Raw genomic sequence first — 19,081 nt, forward strand, 5'->3', positions numbered from 1 at the left:
CGCGGGGGCAGGTGCGTCACGATGGCTGACGTCCAGCTCCGGCGGGCCACTCCCGACGACGCGCCCGCCGTGGTCGCGCTCCGCGCGCTCGTCTACCCGTACCTGGTGCGCGGGGAGGCGTCCACCCGGAAGATGATCGCCGAACCCCCCGCCGACGAGGAGTGGACGGCGTTCGTCGCGGAGGTCGACGACCGGGTGGTGGGCTGGGCGTCCGCGTACCGCAACATCCGGACCTCCGAGCCCGACTTCGGGGAGGTCTCACTGCTGCACACCCACCCCGAGCACCGCCGTCGCGGCATCGGGACGGCCCTGCTCGACGCGGCGCTGGGTCACCTCCGCCCGCTCGGGGTCCGCCGGGTCCGCACCTGGGCGCTGTCGGAGGCGCTGCCCTTCGCCCGCCGGCAGGGCTTCAGCCCGAGCCGGGAGATGCGCTACTCGGCGCTCGACCTGCGCCCGGCGCCTCCGATGCCGGCGGCTCCCCCGGACGTACGGCTGCTGCCCTTCGCCGAGCTGGACCCGCACCGGCTGTACCGGGCGGAGATCGCGACGGCCGCCGACGAGCCGGGCGACGTACCCTCCGACACGATCAGCTACGAGACCTGGCAGCACGACGTCTGGCAGAACCTCGGCCTGGACAGGGCGGCCAGCACGGCTGTCGAGTCCGACGGCGAGCTGGTGGCGTTCAGCGTGGTCAAGCGGGACGGCGACCGGATGTGGTCGGACTTCACCGGCACCCTGCCCGAGCACCGCGGCCGTGGCCTCGCCGGGCTGGCGAAGCGGGCGGCCCTGCACCGGGCCGCCGTCGGCGGGGTACGGGTCGCGTACACCTCGAACGACGAGGCGAACGCGCCGATGCTGGCGATCAACGCCCGGCTCGGTTACCGGCCGGTGGCCGCCCAGTGGTCGTGCCTGCGGGAGCTCTGAGGCTGATCGACTCGGGTTCCTTGAAGTCGTCGCATCGCACGGCCCGGATACCCCGACACGCAGGTAACCCGAGCGGATCACGCGAGCCGTAGGGCCACCTGTTGGGCGGTCTCGTACGTGCCGGTGTCGAAGAGCACCAGCCGGGCCTCGGTGACCCGCGCCGGCGTGGTCGCGCGCAGCACGGTCAGCGCCTGGCGCACCGCGTCCTCGACGGGCCAGCCGTAGACACCCGCGGAGATCAGCGGGTAGGCGACGCTGGCCGCGCCCAGTTCGTCGGCGACGGCGAGACTGTTGCGGTAGCAGGCGCGCAGCAGCTCCGAGCGCTCCTCGCTCGCCGACCAGACCGGACCCACGGTATGGATCACCCAGCGGGCCGGCAGGAGACCGGCCGTGGTGGCGACGGCCTGACCGGTCGGCAGGCCCCGGCCGTACCGGGACGCCCGCAGCGCCCGGCACTCCGCCAGGATCTCCGGCCCGCCCCGGCGGTGGATGGCGCCGTCGACACCGCCCCCGCCGAGCAGCGACGAGTTGGCGGCGTTGACGACCGCGTCGACCTGCTGGGCGGTGATGTCCCCCTGGACCAGGGTGAGCTCCATGTCATCCCTCCGTCGTGGACTGACCCAGCGCGCGTCGGGCCAGCAGGGTGGCGCCCGCCACGGCGGCGGGCATCACCAGCACCGCGCCGAGCGGGATCAGGAAGCAGACGAAGACGGCCACCCCGAAGCCGAGCGCTGTCGGCCGGTCCGCCTTCAGCAGCGCCCGCCGCTCGGGCAGCCGCATACCGCGCCGGTAGAACGGCGCGCCCACCAGCTCGACGGCGAGGAACCAGCCACCGATCGCCGCCCCGATGACCGGGACCACGGTCTGACCGACCAGCGGGATGAAGCCGGCGACGAAGAGCGGAACGCCGACGAGGGCGGAGAGCGCCATCAGGCGTACCGAATCGGCGAGGCTGCGGCGCAGCGACGACCAGAACGGCACGTCCACCGCGCCCGGCGTGCCGCCGAGCCGGTTCTCCACCCGCTCGGAGATCGCCTCGTAGAAGGGGTCGCCGATGACGAGGGTGACCGCCGTGAAGGTGACCACGCCGAGCAGGCCACCGACGCCGACGATCGCCAGCCCGGCGACCACCCGCAGCAGGTCGCGCCAGACCGTCGACCAGCCGTCGGCGAACGGGGTGATCAGCGCGGCGAGGTCGTCGACGAACCAGATGAGGGCGGCGAACACGGCGAGGTAGAGCACGCCGGAGATCAGCGCCGGCACGACGCCGAGCAGCATCAGCTTCGGGCTGCGTACGTAGAGGGCGACGCCGCGCAGCAGCAGCCCCGCTCCGGAGAGGAAGCGGCTGGCGGCCCCGGTCACCGGCCGGGCGATGCTGATCACGTCCACGATCGCAGAGCCTAACCGGCGACCGGCACATCAACCGGTTGATGGATATCGGAGGTCAACCGGCCTCGCCGCAGGTGAACGCCCGCCGGTCGATGCGGCGGCGTGCCCCGGCCACCACCCTCGGAGGTACGGATGAACGACGGCGGAGGGCGGGGGCATGCCGGTCATCGAGGTGACCAACCTGCACAAGCGGTACGGCGACGTGGTGGCCGTGGACGACGTGTCGTTCACTGTCGAAGCCGGAGAGATCTTCGGTGTGCTCGGCCCGAACGGCGCCGGCAAGACCACCACGGTGGAGTGCGTCGCCGGGCTCCGGGTCCCGGACGGGGGCGAGGTGTCGGTGCTCGGGCTCGACCCTCGCCGGGACGCGGCCGGGCTGCGGGAGCGGGTCGGGGTTCAGCTCCAGGAGAGCCAGCTGCCCGACCGGTTACGGGTCGGTGAGGCGCTGGAGCTCTTCGCGTCGTTCTACCGGCGGCCCGCCGACCCGGCGAAACTCATGACGGAGCTGGGGCTCGACGAGAAGCGGAACACCCCGTACAAGAAGCTGTCGGGCGGGCAGAAGCAGCGGCTCTCGATCGCGCTGGCGCTGGTCGGCGACCCGGAGATCACCATCCTGGACGAGCTGACCACCGGCCTGGATCCGCAGGCCCGCCGCGTGACCTGGGAGCTGATCGAGCGGATCCGCGACCGCGGCGTGACGATCATCCTGGTCACCCACTTCATGGAGGAGGCGGAGCGGCTCTGCGACCGGCTCGCGGTGATCGACCGGGGCCGGGTGGTGGCGGTGGACAGCCCCGCCGGGCTGGTACGCCGCGTGGCCCCGACCCAGCGGGTGCGGTTCCGGCCCAGCGCCGAGGTGGACGACCGGCTCTTCACCGAACTGCCCGAGGTCACCACCGTGGAACGCACCGGTGGCCAGGTGGTGGTCAGCGGCTCCGGGGACGTGCTGCACGCTGTCGCATCGGTGCTCGCCCGCAACCAGATCGTCGCCGCCGACCTCCGGCTCGAACAGTCCACCCTCGACGATGCGTTCGTCGAACTGACCGGGCGGCGGATCACCGAATGAAGGGGAACGACATGCGCGGTTTCGGGCAGCTCCTCCGGGTCGAGACGCGGCTCTACCTGCGGGACGTCGGCACGATGCTGGCCACCGTCGGGTTGCCCACGCTGGTGCTGGTGGTGCTCGGGCTGGTTCCCGCGCTCCGCAGACCGGACCCGACCTTCGACGGGCAGACGTTCGTCTCGTACTTCGCGCCCTCACTGCTGGTGGTCACGGTCGCGGTGGCCGGGCTGAACGTGCTGCCCACCATGCTCGCCACCTACCGGGAGCGCGGAGTGCTGCGCCGGCTGGCCACGACCCCGGCCAGCCCCGCCGCGCTGCTCGCCGCCCAACTGGTGATCACCCTGGCGGCGATCGTGGCCAGCGCCGTACTGCTGGTGGTCGTCGGCCGGCTGGCGTTCGGCGTACCGCTGCCCCGCCATCCGCTGGGCTTCGCGGCGGCCTTCGTGCTGGGTACGGCGGCGCTGCTCGCGCTGGGCCTGCTGGTCGCGGCGGTCGCCCGGACCGCCAAGGCGGCCCAGGCGCTGATGGCGCCGCTGTTCCTACTGATCATGTTCTTCGGCGGGGTCTACCTGCCCCGGTTCCTGCTGCCCGACCTCCTCGTCCGGATCGGTGACTACACGCCCCCCGGCGTGCAGGCGCTGCTCGACAGCTGGACCGGCACCCCACCCCAGCCGCTGCACCTGGCGATAATGACGGGGATCGCGGTGCTCGCGGGGGCGGGCGCGGCCAAGCTGTTCCGCTGGGAGTGAGCCAACGACGATGAGCAGCACCGCCGAGCAGGTCGACCGGCTGGCCACCTGGGAGGCCCGGGAGGCCGGCCTCTACCGCGTGGTGCCCTACGGCGGGTTGGCCGTCGGGATGCTGCTCACCTCCTTCGCACCGGTGCCCGACGGCCTCTCGATCGCCCCCCACCCGGTGCTCGCCCTGGTGACCGCCGGCTGGGTCGGGTGGTTCGTCAACCTGCATCCGGCCTGGGCGAGCCGCCGCGCCCTGATGCGGGTCTACTACGCGGGGCTGCTCGGGCTCGCCGCCCTCCTGGTCCTCTCCAGCCCGTGGTACGCCTTCTTCGCCTGGATCGGGTTCGCGCACGCCTTCCTCGTGCTCGACGGCCGGTGGCGGTTCGTCGGGGTGGTCTTCACCGCCGTGCTGATCGCCACCGCGCAGAGCGCGGGCCTGCCGACCTCCCCGTCGCACTGGCTGCTCTGGTCGGTGCTGGTGCTCTTCAACGCGGGTCTGGCCGGCGGTGTCACCTGGTTCAGCATGGTCGCCGACCGGCAGAACACCAACCGCAAACGCCTCGTCGACGAGCTGGCCGAGACGAACCGCCGGCTGGCCGAGACGATGCGGGAGAACGAGGGGCTGCACGCCCAGCTGCTCACCCAGGCCCGCGAGGCCGGGGTGACCGACGAGCGGCAGCGGATGGCCCGGGAGATCCACGACACCCTGGCCCAGGGCCTCACCGGCATCATCACCCAGCTGGAGGCCGCCGGGCAGGCACGGGACCGGCAGGCCGACTGGCGGCGGCACGTCGAGAACGCCGTCGCCCTGGCCCGGGAGAGCCTCAGCGAGGCGCGGCGCTCGGTACGGGCGGTCCGCCCCGAGGCGTTGGAGTCGGCCCGGCTGCCGGACGCGCTCGGCGAGCTGACCCGGCGCTGGTCGGCGATCAACGAGGTGCGCGCCGAGGTCAGCGTCACCGGCGAGGCCCACCCGCTGCACCCGGAGGTCGAGGTGACCCTGCTGCGGACGGCCCAGGAGGCGCTGGCGAACGTCGCCCGGCACGCCAAGGCCACCCGGGTCGGGCTCACCCTGTCGTACATGGAGGACGTGGTCACCCTGGACGTCCGGGACGACGGGATCGGCTTCGAGCCCGACGTCCGGGCCGTGCCCCGGCAGGCGGACGGCGGGTACGGCCTCACCGCCATGCGGCAGCGGGTGACAGGGGTGGGCGGCGAGCTGACGATCGAGTCCGAGCCGGGCGGCGGCACCGCCGTCTCGGCCTCCGTGCCCGCGCTCCCCGGAGGTGCCGGTTGAGCGTTCCGGTACGGCTGCTCATCGTCGACGACCACCCGGTGGTGCGGGACGGGCTGCGCGGCATGTTCACCGGCGACCCGGACTTCGAGGTGGTCGGCGAGGCCGGCGACGGTGCCGAGGCGTTGGCGCTGGCCGCCAATTCGGCCCCGGACGTGGTGCTGATGGACCTCCGGATGCCCGGGATGGACGGGGTGACGGCGATCGGCCGGCTGGCCCGCTCCGGCAGCACCGTCAAGGTCCTGGTGCTGACCACGTACGACACGGACGCCGACGTGCTGCCGGCGATCGAGGCCGGCGCCACGGGCTACCTGCTCAAGGACGCGCCCCGGGACGAGCTGGTGCGCGCGGTGCGCGCGGCGGCCCGGGGCGAGTCGGTGCTCTCGCCCAGCGTGGCGGGGCGGCTGATGGGACGACTACGCGCCCCCGCCCGGGAGCCGCTCAGCCAGCGCGAGCTGGAGGTGCTCACCCTGGTCGCCCGGGGCGCCTCCAACCGGGAGGCCGCGGCCCAGCTCTTCATCAGCGAGGCGACGGTCAAGACCCATCTGCTGCACGTCTACGCGAAGCTCGGGGTGAACGACCGGGCGGCCGCGGTCGCCGTCGCGTACGACCGGGGCCTGCTCACCCCCGGCGGGCGGTGAGGCCGCCGGGGCAGGATGGACGGGTGCGCGCGTCCCGGCTGATCTCCCTGGTGCTGCTGCTCCAGGCACGGGAGACGATGACGGCGGCCGAGCTGGCCGAGGAGCTGGAGGTCTCCGAGCGGACCGTCTACCGGGACGTGTTGGCGCTCTCGGCGGCCGGGGTGCCGGTCTACGCCGACCGCGGCCGGGCCGGCGGCTACCGCCTGCTCGGCGGCTACCGCACCCGGCTGACGGGGCTGACCCGGGACGAGGCGGAGGCGCTCTTCCTCGCCGGGCTGCCCGGTCCGGCCGGCGACATGGGGCTCGCCGACGCGGTGGCGTCCGCCGAGCTGAAGCTGCTCGCCGCGCTCCCGCCGAGCCTGCGCGACGCGCCCGCCCGCACCGGGCAGCGGTTCCACCTCGACGTGCCGGGCTGGTTCCGGGAGGCCGGGCCGCCGCCGTGGCTCGCCGAGCTGGCCGGCGCCGTGTGGCAGGACCGCACGGTGCGGCTGCGTTACCGGCGCGGTGACCGGGAGGTCACCCGGGAGCTCGCCCCGTACGGCCTGGTGCTCAAGAGCGGCACCTGGTATCTGGTGGCCCGGGTCGACGGCCACCATCGGACGTACCGGGTGGACCGGGTCACCGACGTCGAGCTCGGCGCGGAGACGTTCGACCGGGACGAGGGCTTCGACCTGGCCGCGTACTGGCGGGAACAGGCCGAGGCGTTCCTGCGCGGCATGCTCCGGGCCGAGGTCACGCTCCGGTTGAGCGCCGCCGGCCTGCGCGCGCTGCGCCACCTCGTCGACGCCCCCTTCGTGTACGACGAGGCCGTCACCGCCGCCGACGGCCCCGACGGGCAGGGCCGGGTCGTGCTGCGGCTGCCCGTCGAGTCCGTCGAGGTGGCGTACGCCCAACTGTTGACGCTCGGTCCCGAGGTGGAGGTGCTCGGCCCACCGGAGCTGCGCACCCTGATGGCCGCCGCCGCCGCGCGGATGAGCCGGCTCTACGCCGATCCGGACCCGGCCCCGCCGCGCGCGGACGATCAACGGTAGCGGCGCCGGTGACCGGGGCGTCGCCGGTCAGCGGTAGCCGGTGACGTCGGCGGGCTTGCCGGCGTCGACCACCTCGCTGATGTAGCGGAAGGCGTCCGGCCGGCTGCCGTCGACGTCGGTGAAGCCGTACACCTGGGAGAGCTCGCCGGCGGAGACGGACCGCCCACTCCAGCGGGCCTTCTCCTCGTCGGCGGCGAGGGCGGCCACCGCCCGCCCGACGAAGGCCGGCGTCTCCGAGATGAGGAAGTGCGGGTCCTTGGCCGCCCCGTCGCGCCAGTTCTCCTCGGTCACCCCGAAGTGCTCCAGCATCGCCTCCGAGCGGATCCAGCCGGGCGTGAGCGCGACCGCGGTGCCATCGTGCGGCTTCAACTCGTGCGACCAGGCGAAGGCGAGCCGGTTCACCGAGACCTTGGCCAGGTCGTAGAAGGCGGAGAGCCGGTAGTTGACGTCGTTGTACGCCTTCGTCCCGTCCCCGATCTCGACCACGAGTCCGCCGGGCCGCCGGATCAGCAGCGGCAGCACGAAGTGGCTGGTGATGATGTGGGTGTCGACGGCGAGCCGCAGCGTACGCAGGCCGGCGTCCAACGGCTGCTTCCAGACCGGCTCGTGCCAGGTGACGAGCGGGTCGGCGCCCCAGATGTCGTTGACCAGCACGTCGAGGCGGCCCTGCTCGGCGTCGATCCGTGCGGCCAGGTCGCGGACCTGCTCGGGGACCAGGTGGTCGACGACCACGGCGTGGCCCTCGCCGCCGGCGGCGGTGACCAGCTCGGCCGTCTCCTCGATCGTCTCCGGGCGGTCCAGCTCGGAACGGCCGGCCCGGCTGCTGCGACCGGTGGCGTAGACGGTGGCTCCGGCCGCGCCGAGCTGGACGGCGATCTGCCGGCCGGCCCCACGGGTCGCCCCGGCCACGAGCGCGATCTTCCCTGTCAGCGGTTTCGTCATACGACCGAGGTTGCCAGTGATACCTGACAGCGGAAGTCCGGTTTTCCGAACGGATGTCGTCCGTCATGATCCCCACATGCACCTGCTCCTCTCCGGCATCGTCGGTTCGGTCGCGTACGGGCTGGCCGGACCGGGCTCGGACACCGACCGGATCGGCGTCTTCGCCGCGCCGACGATCGCCTTCCACGGCCTCCGGCCGCCCCGTGAGTCGGTGGTCACCACCGACCCCGACGTGACGCTGCACGAGGCCCGCAAGTGGTGCCGGCTCGCCCTGAGCGGCAACCCGACCGCCACCGAACTGGCCTGGCTGCCCGAGGAGTGCTACGAGACGCGCACCGAGCTGGGCGAGCGGCTCGTGGCCATCCGGTCGGCCTTCCTCAGCGCGCCCCGGGTCCGCGACGCCTACCTGGGGTACGCGTCCCAGCAGTTCCGGAAGCTCGAGTCACGCGGCGACGGCACGTTCTCCGCCGACGTGCGGCGCAGGACCGCGAAGCACGCCCGCCACCTGGCCCGGCTGGTGCACCAGGGGCGCAAGCTCTACGCCACCGGCGTGCTGGAGATCCGGCTCGAGGATCCGGAGTGGTTCCGCGGGTTCGGTGAGCGGGTGGCCGGTGGCGAGCTGGCCGAGGCCCGGACGCTGCTCGCGGCGGCGGAGCAGGACTTCGCCCGGGTCCGCACGCCGCTGCCGGACCGCCCGGACGAGGCGACAGTGGAGCGGTGGTTGCTCGACGTCCGCGCCGCTCACCTGCCGCGGGGTTGACCGGCTGACGGGCTCGGTGGCCGCCCCGCGACTGCGGACGTCACCCGGCCCGCTCCGGTCACTGCACGTCGAACTCGTTGCCCTCGGGGTCGGCCATCGTGGTGTGCCGGCTGCCGTACTCGTCCACCTCGCGCAGCACTGTCGCACCGAGCGCGGTCAGCCGCTTCACCGTCACCTCACGGTCGGCCGGGCCGGCGTGCACATCGATGTGCAGCCGGTTCTTCCCCTGCTTCGGCTCCGGCACGGCCTGGAAGAGCAGCCGGCGGCCGAGCCCGGTGCCGCTGGCCGGGTCGACCGGGTCGTCGGGGTGGCGGACCGCGGCGAGCTGGCGGAACGCGCGGCGGCCGTCGACCTCGACGTACACCTCGGGCCCGATCGCGCCGGCCGCCACCAACCGGTCGACGAGGACGCTGTTGTCCTCCAGCTCGTAGTCGAGGGCCGCCGCCCAGAACCGGGCCAGCGGAATCGGCTCCGCGCAGTCGACGACGAGCTTCCAGCCCAGCGCCATGGCGTCCTCACCTTCGCTCGGTGACCCGCCCAGCGCGGACCGACCATGTAACCGTTCATAGTGGTTACGTGACGGATGACGCAAGCGGACTCACCCTGGTCTCCCCGGACGGCATCCGCTACCGCTTCGACCCGGGCGCGCTCTGCCTGGAGTTCCTCACCGCCGGCGGCCCCGGCCCGGTCGGCCGTCGCTACGAGGCCCTGCACCGGCCGGCCGACCTCGCGGCCTGGCTCGCCCTCTCGCGGCTGCGCTTCGACCCCGACAAGTTGGAGGTCGACGAGGAGGAACTGAGCACCGCGCGACGGCTGCGGGACGCCCTGTGGCGCCTGGCGTGCGCGCGGAGCGGCGGCCGGCCACCCAGCGACGAACCCGCCGACTTCGACGTGACCCCGGCGGACCTGGCCACCCTCAACGAGGTCGCGGCCGGTCCGCCCCTGGCACCCCGGCTGACCGCCGACGGGCACCGACGATGGGTGTACCCGGCCCGCGGCGGGCAGGCCCTCGCCACCATCGCCCGGGACGCGATCGACCTCTTCGCCGGCCCGCACGCCGACCGGATCCGCAAGTGCGGCGCCCACAACTGCCATCTCGTCTTCGTGGACACCTCGCGCCCCGGTCAGCGCCGCTGGTGCTCGATGGAGCGCTGCGGCAACCGGCACAAGGTCCGGTCACTGCGCGCCCGCCGGGCCGCCGACTGAGCGTCCCGGCGATCCGGGTCAGTCCACCAGACGGATGCGTACGCGGCGGTTGGCCCGGCCCTTGCTCTCCACCTTGACCACCTGCACCTTCCCGATCTGGGCGGTGGAGGCGACGTGGGTGCCGCCGTCGGCCTGCACGTCCAGCCCGACGATGTCGACGATCCGCACCTCCTGTTCGTCGGCCGGGATGAGGTTGGACTGGGTACGGATGATGTCCGGCAGCGCCAGCGCGTCGGCCCGGGGCAGCACCCGGACGGCGACCGAGCGGTCGGCGGCCACCTCGGCGTTGACCAGCTCCTCGATCCGGGTCTTGAAGTCCGCCGGCACCTCGGGAAGGTTGAAGTCCATCCGCGCCTCACCGGGCTCCATGTTGCCGCCGGTGACCAGCGCCCCGAAGTCACGGAACACGACACCGCAGAGCACGTGCAGGCCGGAGTGGGTACGCATCAACCGGGTACGCCGCCCGTCCTCGACGGCGCCGGTGACCGTGCTGCCGACCGGCGGCAGCGGATCACCCTCGACGGGGATCAACCAGAGGTCGTCGCCCTTGCGGGTGCCGGCGATCCGGGTCTGTACGCCCTGCCAGAGCAGCACCCCGTGGTCCGGCGGCTGCCCACCGCCGCCCGGGTAGAAGGCCGAACGGTCGAGCACGATGCCCTGCTCCGGGTCGGCGTGCAACACCGTGCACTCCCACTCGCGCAGCGTCGGGTCGGCGAGGTCCAGCCGGTGCGTCCGGCCGTGATGTGTGACACCCATGTCAGGGCAGGTTACTCGTTGAAGAAGGCGGAGATCCGTTCGCGCAGATCGGCGCGTTCGGTCCAGAGCACGTTCGGCCGGTCGTAGACGTGCAGGGTGGCCTCCGGAAGCACGGCCGCGAGCTGCTCGGCGACCTCCACCGGGTGCAGCTCGTCGCCCGCGCAGGCGATCACCAACGCCGGCGCGGTGACCGCCGTCAGGGCTCGGGCGTCCGGCAGCGCGACCTGCTCCGGCAGGCTGGCCAGCCCGGGCGCGAGCCCGTCCCGGAGCAGCTGGTCCAGACGTTGGCGCAGGTACGCCCAGCCGGCCGGCGTGTTCCGGATAGCGGCCGGCAGCTCGGCGCCGACCACCTCGGCGACCTCCGAGGCGTCCCCGCTCTCGACCGCGTCGAGCAGCGCGGTGAGCCGCTGCCGGGCCACGTCGTCGCGCGGACGGTCCAGCACGGCGGGTAGGAAGAACACGAGCCGGTCGAAGCGCTCCGGGCTCTGCGTGAGCAGCCGGCAGAGCGCGCCGGCGCCGAGGCTGGCGCCGAAGGCGCGGGTGGCGCCGCTCAGGTCGGCCATCGCCCGGACGTCCCGGGCCAGGTCCGCGTAGCTCCACGGGCCGGGTGGCGCGTCCGAACGGCCGTGACCGCGGAACTGGAAGAAGACCTTGCGGCCGGTGACCCCGCTACCGAACGGTCTGGTGGTGGCGATGCCGTTCCCCAGCCCGTGCGCGAAGACGGTGACCGGGTCGCCGGTGCCGGTGACGAGCCGCTCCAGCCGTACGCCGTGCGGCGTGGTGACCAGTTCGGTGTCCGGTTCGGGCAGCGCCGGGCGGCCGGTCCGGGGAGCGCCCGGGCCGGGGCCCCAGGTGCGGGGCCCACCGTCCGGGGGAGGCGGCCAGCGGAAGCCTCTCACCAGAACCCTCGGCCGTCGCTGAGGTCACGCAACCCGACCCGGACGTCCAAGAGGTAGATGAGCGCGGCCGCGATGCCGATCAGTCCGAAGAGGCTGATCGGGCCGAATCCGAGCAGGGTGAGCACGAGGCAGACGGCCAGGATCGCGATCCAGCCCCCCTTGGGCAGGGTGCCGATCGCGTTGAAGGCGTCGGAGCGCTGGGTGATGGCGTGCACCAGTGCGACGCCTTGAATGATCAGCGCGAAGACGAGCAGGACGAGCTCGATCACGTAGCGGGCTTCGAAGGCGAAGATCGGCGCGGCGTAGGCCATGACGGCAAGCTTATGTCGGCGACCCCGGAAACGTCCGACAAGGACGCCTCCGGGGCCGCCGACGTAGTGGATTACTCGGCGGCCGGCCGGGTCCGCTTGCTGGCCCGGGGCAGCTTGCCCGACGGGGTCTCGGCCGGCTTGGCGGCCTTGGTGGCCCGGGGCTTGCGGGCCGGGGCGTCCCCGGTCTCGGCCTTGACGGCGACCGGCTTCTCCTCGACGAGCTTCGCCACCTCCGCCGGGCTGGGCACCTCGGCCGGGGCGGCCTCGGCGGCGGTCGCCTCGGCCGGCTCGGCGGGGCGTCCCGGTACGGCGGGCCGCTCCGGGGCGATGTCGGCCCCGGTCGCCTCGATGTCCGCGTTCACCGTCTCGGCGGCCTCCAGCACGCCGGCGCCGACCACGCGCTCGCCGCGGGCGACCAGCGCGCCGTACGCGGCCAGCGCCCGCTCCTGCGCGACCTGCGCGCCGGCCAGGACGGCGGCCGCGTTGCGGGTGGCCGCGGCACGCAGCTTCTCCGGGTCGACCGCTTCCCGCAGCCGGTTCAGGTCCGCCGCCGCGCGCAGCTTCTCCAGGTCGGCCACCGCGCGCAGCTCGTTCAGGTCGAGGTCGCCCGCGGCCGCCTTCTCCCGCAGGGCATTGGCGGCGCGCAGCGTCTCGTTGGCCTTCTCACGCAGCTCGAAGCCGGTGACCACGGCCTTGCCGCCGAGATCGGCGACCACCCTGGTACCGAGGTCGCTGACCACGGCGGGCAGCTTGCGCAGCTGCTCGATCGCCAGCTCGCCGGCGCCGGCGGCGGCGTAGACGGGGGCCGGGATGCGGTTGGTCTTCGGCTCGGTCATGACGTCTCCTCCTCGGCCGCGTCCGCGGCCTTCGGGGCCGCGCTGCCGGCGGCCTTCTTCTCGTCGGTACTGCTGCTCGTCGGGGCGGGCGCCGGACCGGCCTCGGTGACCGCGACCGACTCGAGGACCGCCTCGGTCGGGGTGCCCTCCGATGTGGTGGGTCCGGTGGCGGCCGGGTTGACGAGTCCGGCCGACTCGGTCGGGGTGGTCGGCTGCCCCGCGGTGGCCGGTGGTTCGTGGGCCGCGTCCGCCGCGGCGGTCGCCTCGGCGAGGCGGACGTTCTCCCGGCGGAAGGTCTCGTAGATCTGGCTCAGCGACTGCTTCTGGGCCATCGTCAGGTCGGGGTCCACGGCGATGGCGGCCAGTACCCCGTGGCCCTCCTTGTCGTCCAGCAGCCCGGCCCGCAGGTACATCGCCGGGGTCGAGACCCGCAGTGCGCTGGCGAGCTGCTGGAGCACCTCGGCGCTCGGCTTGCGCAGGCCGCGCTCGATCTGGCTGAGGTACGGGTTGCTGACCCCCGCCTGTTCGGCGAGCTGACGCAGCGAGATCTTCGCGTTGCGCCGCAGGTCGCGAATGAACCCGCCGATGTCGGGAAGGTCCTTGCCGGTGGCCATGGTTCGACGGTAACCCGGGGTGCTAGCTACTGCAAGCAGATTGCTTGCCAGAGTTAGCAGCGTCTCATCTATGAACTTGCGCGCCCCATCCGTCCGTGCCTACGGTCCTCGGATGACCAAGATCGAAGTGAACGGCGCCGTGCTGGCGTACGACGATGCCGGCGAGGGCAGCCCCGTGGTGCTGCTGCACGCCGGCATCGCGGATCGACGGATGTGGCGGGCGCAGATCGACGCCCTCGCGGTCCGGCACCGGGTACTCGCCGTCGACCTGCGCGGCTACGGCGAGTCCGAGCTGCCGCCGTTGCCGTTCACCCACCACGACGACGTGGCCGGCCTGCTCGACGCCCTCGGTCTGCCCCGGGCCGCCCTCGTCGGCTGCTCGTTCGGTGGCCGGGTGGCCGTGGACACGGCGCTCGCCCACCCCGACCGCGTCTCCGCCCTGGCGCTCTTCGGCGCTCCGGTCTCCGGGCACGAGTGGTCCGAGGAGACCGAGCAGCTCTGGGAGAAGCTGGTCGGCGACGTCGACCCGGAGGACTTCCCGGCCACCGCCGCCGGCGAGGTGCGGTTCTGGGTGGTGGGGCCGACCCGCCGCCCGGAGGACGTGGACCCCGAGCTGGTCCGCTTCGCCGAGTCCATGGACCTGCGGGCCCTCGCCGCCGAGCAGGCGCTCAGCGCCGTCGAAGTGGGCGAGCTGGACCCGCCGGCCATCGCCCGCCTCGGCGAGATCGCCGTGCCCGTGCTGGTCGGTACCGGCACCGACGACGTCGCCGACCTCCGCCGGCTCGCTGATCGCATCGCCGCCGAGGCGCCCCAGGGGGTACGGATGCCGGACGTGCCGGACGCCGCTCACCTGGCCCCGCTGGAGCGTCCCGAGCCGATCAACAAGGCGTTGCTCGACTTCCTGGGCTGAGGCGCACCACCGCCGTGGCCGCCGCCGTCGCCCGCGCGGGCCAGAGCGCGCGGTCGTTGCCGGTCGAGCGGGAGGTCGCCGGCCCTCCCGGCACCGGCGTTAACGCGACGCCGGCGTTCCCCGGTCGATGAGCGCCTCCGGACGCGAGGCGAGCGACACCGCTCGCGGCGCCGGCGACTCGGGACGGCCGGCACGGGGAGGCTCGGTGCCGGGAGACCCGGCGCGGAGAGGCCCGGCGCGGAGAGGCCCGGAGCGGAGAGGCCCCGGTACAGGTCGAGCCTGATACCTCAGCGGCATATCCATGCCTCTGAGGTATCAGCGCTCTCCGTCAACCTGTACCGCCCGGGGAGCGAGGCCGGCCCGGTCCGGGCTAGACCGAACCAGGCGCACTGGATTAGACCGGGCCGGGCCGGGCGGTTACCGGGCTACCAGAGCGGGCGGATCGCGCCGACCGGCACGCCCCCGCCGAAGAGCGGCACCTCGGCGTACTCGGTGAGCACCGGGGCGTCCACGCCGAGCCGGCGCAGCGCGGAGACCAGCACCGGCATCCGGGCGCGGGCGGCGCCGTCGTCGATTTTCAGGGCGACCGCGCCCACGCCGGGGAGCGCCACGGCGATCACGCCCTCCGCGCCGACCTTGGCGAGCAGACCCGGGATGCCGCGCATCAGCCGGGTGTCGTCCGCGTGGGTGCCGCCGACGAGCTCCGGGTACGCCCGCATCGCGTCGGCCACCGTGCGCGGCAGCGAGCCGACCTCGGCCGAGACGAGCCGGAGGAACGCCCCGGCCAGGCCGGTCAGCGAGACCGCGAGCACGGGAGCGCCGCACCCGTCGACGCCGACGGCTGCCACCTCCTCGCCGGTGAACTCCTCGATCGACTCCCGCAGCCGCTGCTGGAGCGGGTGCTCCGGCCGCCAGTAGCCGTCCAGCGGCCACCCGGCCGCACGGCAGGTCAGCAGCATTCCGCTGTGCTTGCCGGAGCAGTTCATCTGGATCCGGGTCGGTCCGCCACCGGCGCGCAGCACCGCCTGCCGCGCCTCCTCGCCGACCGGCAGGTCCGGCGGGCAGTGCAGTGCCGACTCGTCCAGCCCGGCCCGCGCCAGCAGCGCGGCGACCCGCTCCAGGTGGAAGGCCTCACCCGCGTGGCTCGCCGAGACGAGCGCGAGGTCGGCCGGGTCGCTCAGCTCCAGGCCGGCGCGGAGCATTCCGATCGCCTGCATCGGCTTGCTGGAGGACCGGGGGAAGATCGGGGAGGTCATGTCCCCGGTACCGGCGACAGTCGCCCCCGAGGCGTCCAGCACCACGACCGAGCCGCGGTGCACCCCCTCGACGAAATCCGACCGGACCACCTCGGCGAGCGGCGCGCCGCCCTCGTACGTCTTTGCCACGGTGTGGACGGTACCGACGCGGTGGCGGTCTCCGGCGGCCGGGTGACCAGGTCGTCCGGGAATCTGTGACAGGAGTGCCGAACGGGGCTGGCCTTACAGGCCGAGCAGCTCGCGGGCCTCGGCGGTGGTCAATGGCGGGCGCTGGGCGAGCTGCGCGAAGCCGACCGCGCGGGCGACCAGCTGCATGTTGGACTCCACCGGACGCCCCTTGGCGTAGGTCACCGTGTCCTCCATACCGACCCGCAGGTGTCCACCCGCCGAGAGCGAGGCGAGCAGGACCGGGATGGTGCTGCGACCGATGCCGGTGGCCGAGAAGGTGGTCCCCTCCGGCAGGTCCCGCAGCATCTGCCGGGCGGCGACCAGCGTCTCGGTGGTGCCCGGCATGCCGCCGGGCACGCCCATCACGAGGTCGACGTGCACGTGCCCGCCGTGCGGGAGGCCGTACTTGCCGAGCAGGCGCTGGAGCGCGGTCAGGTGCCCGAGGTCGAAGATCTCGTACTCCGGCACGATGCCCCGCTCCTGCATGCGGGTGTGCAGGTCGACGATGAACTCCCAGCGGTTGAGGAAGACGTCGTCGCCGAAGTTGACAGTGCCCATCGTGCAGGAGGCCATGTCGGGTGCGGCGTCGAGCACCGCGAGCCGGTCGGACTCCGGATCGGTCACCGCGCCGCCGGAGGAGAGCTGGACGATCAGGTCGGTGCTCTCCCGCAGCGCCGTCACCGTGTCACGCAGCCGCCCTTGGTCGAGGGTCGGCTTCGCGTCGTCGTCGCGGATGTGGACGTGGATCACGGCGGCGCCGAGCGCCTCGCACTCCTTCGCGGTGAGCAGCAGCTCGTCGAGGGTCACCGGCAGCGCCGGGACCTCGGCCTTGGCCGACTCCGCGCCGGTCGGGGCAACCGTGATCAACGTACCTGTGGTCATGCCCGGATCCTAGACGCCGAGGTCAGTCCGGGTCGATGGCGGCGGCGATGCTTCCGATCATGAGGGTCGCGTCCTCGGGAACGTTGCGCTTGACCACCGCGAGCGCGATCTGGCCCAGCTCGTGATGGTGCACGGCGGTGCCCACGAAGCCGACCGCGCGGTCGTCGAGAGTGACCGGGGTGCCGGCGGCCGGCGGGTGGTCGGTGGTCACCCCGTCCAGGTGCAGCAGGACGAGTCGCCGCGGCGGCCTGCCCAGGTTGTGCACCCGGGCCACCGTCTCCTGCCCCCGGTAGCAGCCCTTGTCCAGATGCACCGCCGGGCCGATCAGGTTCACCTCGGCGGGGATCGTCCGGTGGTCGGTCTCCAGGCCGACCCGGGGACGGCGGGCGGCCACCCGGATCGCCTCGTACGCCCAGAGCCCGGCGACCGGCACACCCGCGCCGCGCAGCTCGGCGACGACCTGGTCCATCGACTCCCGGGGCACGAGCAGGTCCACCCCGAGGGGCACCCGGCGGGCCCAGCCACCGGCGGGCAGCGGCTGCACCGCGTACCGCGCGGTGGGCCGGGGCGGCACCTCGCCGTGCCGGAACTTCGGGCCCGGCACCGCGACCGCGTCGGGTGCCGCGAGCCCGGTGACGCCGAGCGTCTCGAGCGCCGCCGGCGCCTCCGGCCCGACCAGGGAGAGCAGCGCGTGGTCGGCGGTGGCGTCGCGCGGCTCGACCTTGCTGAAGAAGCGCATCTTCTCCAGGTACGACAGCAGCCCGGTGGTCGCCCCGGGCTCAGTGTCCAGCCAGGTGGTCACACCGTCCTCGGCGACCAGGGCGTGCTGCTCGACGTGCCCGTGCGGGGAGAGCACCAGCAGCTCGGTCCCCTCGCCGGCGGCGAGGTCGGCGAGGTGCTGCGAGGTCAGCGTGTGCAGCCAGCTCGCCCGCTCCTCGCCGGGCACCGCGATCACACCCCGGTGCGACCGGTCGACCAGGCCGACGGCGGTGTCCAGGGCACGTTGCTCCCGCATCGGGTCGCCGTAGTGCGCGGCTACCCCGCGCACCCCGGCCGCGGCGTGCACCGGCTCGGGCTGGTCGTGGCTGGCCTCGTCGATGCTCTCGACGGCCACCGCGCCCGCGATGTCGATCATTCCTGGTCCCCGTTCTCACAGCCGCCGCAGACACCGAAGAGTGACACGTGCCCGATGTCCACCCGGAATCCGCGCTGGCTGAGCAGTTGGTCGGCGAACGGCCGGATCAGCTCGGGGTCGATCTCGTCGATCCCGCCGCAGTTGCGGCAGACCAGGTGGACGTGCTGGTGCTCGCCGGCGGCGTGGTACGTCGGTGAGCCGTGCGAGAGGTGGGTGTGGGTCACCAGGCCGAGCCGTTCCAGCAGCTCCAGCGTGCGGTAGATGGTGGTGATGTTGACGCCGGCGGCGACCTCGCGGACCGCGGTGTGCACCTGCTCCGGCGTCGCGTGACCGAGGTCCAGCACCGCCTGCAGGACGAGCTGCCGCTGCGCCGTCAGCCGCAGCCCACGGGAGCGGAGCATTTCCGCGAGGGAGGATTCGGACACCGTCCGATCATAGTTCGTCATCACGCGGATCCCGGCCCACGTGCTCCGCCGCTACGCTCGGCGGTCATGGTGGCATCGAGGATCGCCGTGCTCGGCCGCGACGCCGTCGCCGTCGGCGACCCGGTGCTGCGCGGTGACGACCGGGGCGTGCTGCACGGTGACGGGCTCTTCGAGACCATGCACCTGCGCGCCGGGGCGCCGTGGCTGCGCGACGAGCACCTGCACCGGATGGCCCGGTCCGCCGCGGCCGTCGAGCTGGCGCTGCCGCCCCGGGCCGTGCTGGTGGGGCTGCTCGACGCGGTTCGGGCGGGCTGGCCGGCCGCGGTGGAGGGCGCGCTCCGGCTGGTCTGCACCCGGGGGCCGGAGAGCGGTGGCCCGCCGACGGTCTACGCCACCCTCGCCGAGGTTCCGGCGGCGGCCCGCCGCGCGCGGGTGACCGGAATCACGGTGGCCACCCTGCCGCTCGGCGTGCCCGCCGCGTCGCGGGCCGCGTTGGACTGGCTGCCCGCGGGAGTCAAGTCGACGTCGTACGCGGTCAGCACGGCCGCCCGACGCTGGGCGCGACGGGCCGGGGTCGACGACGTGCTCTGGATCTCCTCCGACGGGTACGCCCTGGAGGGGCCGAGCGCGAACCTGGTGTGGCTGGTCGACGGCACCCTCTGCGCGGTGCCCGCGACCCGGACCGGCATCCTGCCCGGCACCACGGCCGCCTGGCTGCTCGCCCACGCCGGTGACCTGGGTCTCGGCGCCGACGAGCGGATGGTCACCCCGGCCGGGCTGCGCGGCGCGGACGGTGTCTGGTTCACCTCGTCGGTGCGCGGCCTCGTCGAGGTGACCGCGCTGGACGGCGACTGTCTCTGATACACATCTGACACTGCCGACGATCTTACGCGTGTAGATCTCGG

At 73.6% G+C, this 19,081-nt stretch carries 23 protein-coding genes; 10 read left to right on the forward strand and 13 right to left on the reverse strand.

Going from position 1 to position 19,081, the window contains the following annotated elements; genetic code table 11:
* Positions 1-21: 21 nt before the first annotated feature.
* Positions 22-924, forward strand: coding sequence for a GNAT family N-acetyltransferase (locus E1211_RS03990; RefSeq protein WP_132345476.1), 903 nt, complete (start codon positions 22-24; stop codon positions 922-924).
* 77 nt (positions 925-1,001) lie between these two features.
* Here the strand turns inward: E1211_RS03990 and E1211_RS03995 are convergent, their stop codons facing one another.
* Both E1211_RS03995 and E1211_RS04000 read right to left on the reverse strand, forming a co-directional pair.
* Positions 1,002-1,520, reverse strand: coding sequence for an O-acetyl-ADP-ribose deacetylase (locus tag E1211_RS03995; RefSeq protein WP_132345478.1), 519 nt, complete (start codon positions 1,518-1,520; stop codon positions 1,002-1,004).
* Position 1,521: 1 nt separating this feature from the next.
* A complete protein-coding gene (locus E1211_RS04000) occupies positions 1,522-2,313 on the reverse strand; it encodes an EI24 domain-containing protein (protein ID WP_132345480.1) in 792 nt (263 codons plus the stop codon).
* Between the two features lie 157 nt (positions 2,314-2,470).
* Here E1211_RS04000 and E1211_RS04005 point away from each other — a divergent pair, with 157 nt between their 5' ends.
* From E1211_RS04005 to E1211_RS04025, 5 genes are read left to right on the forward strand one after another with little or no spacing between them, the layout of a single operon-like run.
* Entirely contained in the window at positions 2,471-3,379 is a 909-nt protein-coding gene (locus E1211_RS04005) for an ABC transporter ATP-binding protein (RefSeq protein ID WP_132345482.1), read from the forward strand.
* Positions 3,376-4,125, forward strand: coding sequence for an ABC transporter permease (locus E1211_RS04010; RefSeq protein ID WP_243709330.1), 750 nt, complete (start codon positions 3,376-3,378; stop codon positions 4,123-4,125). Before E1211_RS04005 ends, E1211_RS04010 begins: the two co-directional genes overlap by 4 nt.
* A 10-nt stretch (positions 4,126-4,135) precedes the next feature.
* Positions 4,136-5,407, forward strand: a complete 1,272-nt coding sequence (locus tag E1211_RS04015) for a sensor histidine kinase (RefSeq protein WP_132345484.1) — start codon at positions 4,136-4,138, stop codon at positions 5,405-5,407.
* Complete coding sequence (locus E1211_RS04020) at positions 5,404-6,045, forward strand: response regulator transcription factor (RefSeq protein ID WP_132345486.1); 642 nt, start codon at positions 5,404-5,406, stop codon at positions 6,043-6,045. Before E1211_RS04015 ends, E1211_RS04020 begins: the two co-directional genes overlap by 4 nt.
* 23 nt (positions 6,046-6,068) lie before the next feature.
* Positions 6,069-7,076, forward strand: a complete 1,008-nt coding sequence (locus E1211_RS04025) for a YafY family protein (RefSeq protein WP_132345488.1) — start codon at positions 6,069-6,071, stop codon at positions 7,074-7,076.
* A 27-nt stretch (positions 7,077-7,103) separates the two neighbouring features.
* On the opposite strand, the gene E1211_RS04030 is transcribed toward E1211_RS04025, so the two are convergent.
* Positions 7,104-8,018, reverse strand: a complete 915-nt coding sequence (locus tag E1211_RS04030; protein ID WP_132345490.1) for an SDR family oxidoreductase — start codon at positions 8,016-8,018, stop codon at positions 7,104-7,106.
* A 76-nt stretch (positions 8,019-8,094) separates the two neighbouring features.
* On the opposite strand from E1211_RS04030, the gene E1211_RS04035 reads away from it, so the two are divergent.
* Complete coding sequence (locus tag E1211_RS04035) at positions 8,095-8,778, forward strand: DNA polymerase beta superfamily protein (protein WP_132345492.1); 684 nt, start codon at positions 8,095-8,097, stop codon at positions 8,776-8,778.
* A 58-nt stretch (positions 8,779-8,836) separates the two neighbouring features.
* Here the strand turns inward: E1211_RS04035 and E1211_RS04040 are convergent, their stop codons facing one another.
* The gene (locus E1211_RS04040; RefSeq protein WP_132345494.1) at positions 8,837-9,286 is read right to left on the reverse strand and encodes a VOC family protein; all 450 of its coding nucleotides are present in this window, start codon (positions 9,284-9,286) and stop codon (positions 8,837-8,839) included.
* Between the two features lie 68 nt (positions 9,287-9,354).
* Here E1211_RS04040 and E1211_RS04045 point away from each other — a divergent pair, with 68 nt between their 5' ends.
* Positions 9,355-9,984 carry an ABATE domain-containing protein gene (locus E1211_RS04045; protein ID WP_132345496.1) on the forward strand — a complete coding sequence of 210 codons (630 nt, stop codon included), beginning with the start codon at positions 9,355-9,357 and terminating at the stop codon, positions 9,982-9,984.
* Positions 9,985-10,002: 18 nt separating this feature from the next.
* On the opposite strand, the gene E1211_RS04050 is transcribed toward E1211_RS04045, so the two are convergent.
* The 5 genes from E1211_RS04050 to E1211_RS04070 form a co-directional block, all read right to left on the reverse strand.
* Positions 10,003-10,740, reverse strand: a complete 738-nt coding sequence (locus E1211_RS04050) for an alanyl-tRNA editing protein (protein WP_132345498.1) — start codon at positions 10,738-10,740, stop codon at positions 10,003-10,005.
* Positions 10,741-10,751: 11 nt separating this feature from the next.
* Positions 10,752-11,639, reverse strand: a complete 888-nt coding sequence (locus E1211_RS04055) for an alpha/beta fold hydrolase (RefSeq protein ID WP_132345500.1) — start codon at positions 11,637-11,639, stop codon at positions 10,752-10,754.
* Entirely contained in the window at positions 11,636-11,950 is a 315-nt protein-coding gene (locus E1211_RS04060) for a DUF2516 family protein (RefSeq protein ID WP_120680391.1), read from the reverse strand. Before E1211_RS04060 ends, E1211_RS04055 begins: the two co-directional genes overlap by 4 nt.
* A 71-nt stretch (positions 11,951-12,021) precedes the next feature.
* Positions 12,022-12,786: a hypothetical protein gene (locus tag E1211_RS04065; RefSeq protein WP_132345502.1), complete on the reverse strand. Its 765-nt coding sequence runs from the start codon at positions 12,784-12,786 to the stop codon at positions 12,022-12,024.
* Complete coding sequence (locus E1211_RS04070) at positions 12,783-13,400, reverse strand: helix-turn-helix domain-containing protein (RefSeq protein WP_132345504.1); 618 nt, start codon at positions 13,398-13,400, stop codon at positions 12,783-12,785. Before E1211_RS04070 ends, E1211_RS04065 begins: the two co-directional genes overlap by 4 nt.
* 112 nt (positions 13,401-13,512) lie before the next feature.
* On the opposite strand from E1211_RS04070, the gene E1211_RS04075 reads away from it, so the two are divergent.
* Entirely contained in the window at positions 13,513-14,310 is a 798-nt protein-coding gene (locus E1211_RS04075) for an alpha/beta fold hydrolase (RefSeq protein ID WP_207915224.1), read from the forward strand.
* 425 nt (positions 14,311-14,735) lie between these two features.
* On the opposite strand, the gene E1211_RS04085 is transcribed toward E1211_RS04075, so the two are convergent.
* The 4 genes from E1211_RS04085 to E1211_RS04100 all read right to left on the reverse strand — a co-directional run bounded on the left by E1211_RS04085 (position 14,736) and on the right by E1211_RS04100 (position 18,176).
* Entirely contained in the window at positions 14,736-15,695 is a 960-nt protein-coding gene (locus tag E1211_RS04085; protein ID WP_207915226.1) for an asparaginase, read from the reverse strand.
* 93 nt (positions 15,696-15,788) lie between these two features.
* Positions 15,789-16,616, reverse strand: a complete 828-nt coding sequence (locus E1211_RS04090) for a 3-keto-5-aminohexanoate cleavage protein (RefSeq protein WP_132345510.1) — start codon at positions 16,614-16,616, stop codon at positions 15,789-15,791.
* A gap of 22 nt (positions 16,617-16,638) precedes the next feature.
* Positions 16,639-17,751, reverse strand: a complete 1,113-nt coding sequence (locus tag E1211_RS04095) for a folate-binding protein YgfZ (protein WP_132345512.1) — start codon at positions 17,749-17,751, stop codon at positions 16,639-16,641.
* Complete coding sequence (locus E1211_RS04100; protein ID WP_165947160.1) at positions 17,748-18,176, reverse strand: Fur family transcriptional regulator; 429 nt, start codon at positions 18,174-18,176, stop codon at positions 17,748-17,750. Before E1211_RS04100 ends, E1211_RS04095 begins: the two co-directional genes overlap by 4 nt.
* 66 nt (positions 18,177-18,242) lie before the next feature.
* On the opposite strand from E1211_RS04100, the gene E1211_RS04105 reads away from it, so the two are divergent.
* On the forward strand, positions 18,243-19,037 hold the full coding sequence (locus tag E1211_RS04105) for an aminotransferase class IV (protein ID WP_132345516.1): 795 nt from the start codon (positions 18,243-18,245) through the stop codon (positions 19,035-19,037).
* The last annotated feature ends 44 nt before the right edge of the window (positions 19,038-19,081 follow it).

The sequence above is a fragment of the Micromonospora sp. 15K316 genome, from assembly GCF_004348525.1.
Classification (GTDB): domain Bacteria; phylum Actinomycetota; class Actinomycetes; order Mycobacteriales; family Micromonosporaceae; genus Micromonospora.

Coding starts and splice junctions, on each gene's coding strand:
- E1211_RS03990 (WP_132345476.1), top strand. CDS start 22: ATGGCTGACGTCCAGCTCCGGCGGGCCACTCCCGACGACGCGCCCGCC.
- E1211_RS03995 (WP_132345478.1), bottom strand. CDS start 1,520: ATGGAGCTCACCCTGGTCCAGGGGGACATCACCGCCCAGCAGGTCGAC.
- E1211_RS04005 (WP_132345482.1), top strand. CDS start 2,471: ATGCCGGTCATCGAGGTGACCAACCTGCACAAGCGGTACGGCGACGTG.
- E1211_RS04010 (WP_243709330.1), top strand. CDS start 3,376: ATGAAGGGGAACGACATGCGCGGTTTCGGGCAGCTCCTCCGGGTCGAG.
- E1211_RS04015 (WP_132345484.1), top strand. CDS start 4,136: ATGAGCAGCACCGCCGAGCAGGTCGACCGGCTGGCCACCTGGGAGGCC.
- E1211_RS04030 (WP_132345490.1), bottom strand. CDS start 8,018: ATGACGAAACCGCTGACAGGGAAGATCGCGCTCGTGGCCGGGGCGACC.
- E1211_RS04035 (WP_132345492.1), top strand. CDS start 8,095: ATGCACCTGCTCCTCTCCGGCATCGTCGGTTCGGTCGCGTACGGGCTG.
- E1211_RS04040 (WP_132345494.1), bottom strand. CDS start 9,286: ATGGCGCTGGGCTGGAAGCTCGTCGTCGACTGCGCGGAGCCGATTCCG.
- E1211_RS04050 (WP_132345498.1), bottom strand. CDS start 10,740: ATGGGTGTCACACATCACGGCCGGACGCACCGGCTGGACCTCGCCGAC.
- E1211_RS04060 (WP_120680391.1), bottom strand. CDS start 11,950: ATGGCCTACGCCGCGCCGATCTTCGCCTTCGAAGCCCGCTACGTGATC.
- E1211_RS04065 (WP_132345502.1), bottom strand. CDS start 12,786: ATGACCGAGCCGAAGACCAACCGCATCCCGGCCCCCGTCTACGCCGCC.
- E1211_RS04070 (WP_132345504.1), bottom strand. CDS start 13,400: ATGGCCACCGGCAAGGACCTTCCCGACATCGGCGGGTTCATTCGCGAC.
- E1211_RS04075 (WP_207915224.1), top strand. CDS start 13,513: ATGACCAAGATCGAAGTGAACGGCGCCGTGCTGGCGTACGACGATGCC.
- E1211_RS04090 (WP_132345510.1), bottom strand. CDS start 16,616: ATGACCACAGGTACGTTGATCACGGTTGCCCCGACCGGCGCGGAGTCG.
- E1211_RS04095 (WP_132345512.1), bottom strand. CDS start 17,751: ATGATCGACATCGCGGGCGCGGTGGCCGTCGAGAGCATCGACGAGGCC.
- E1211_RS04105 (WP_132345516.1), top strand. CDS start 18,243: ATGGTGGCATCGAGGATCGCCGTGCTCGGCCGCGACGCCGTCGCCGTC.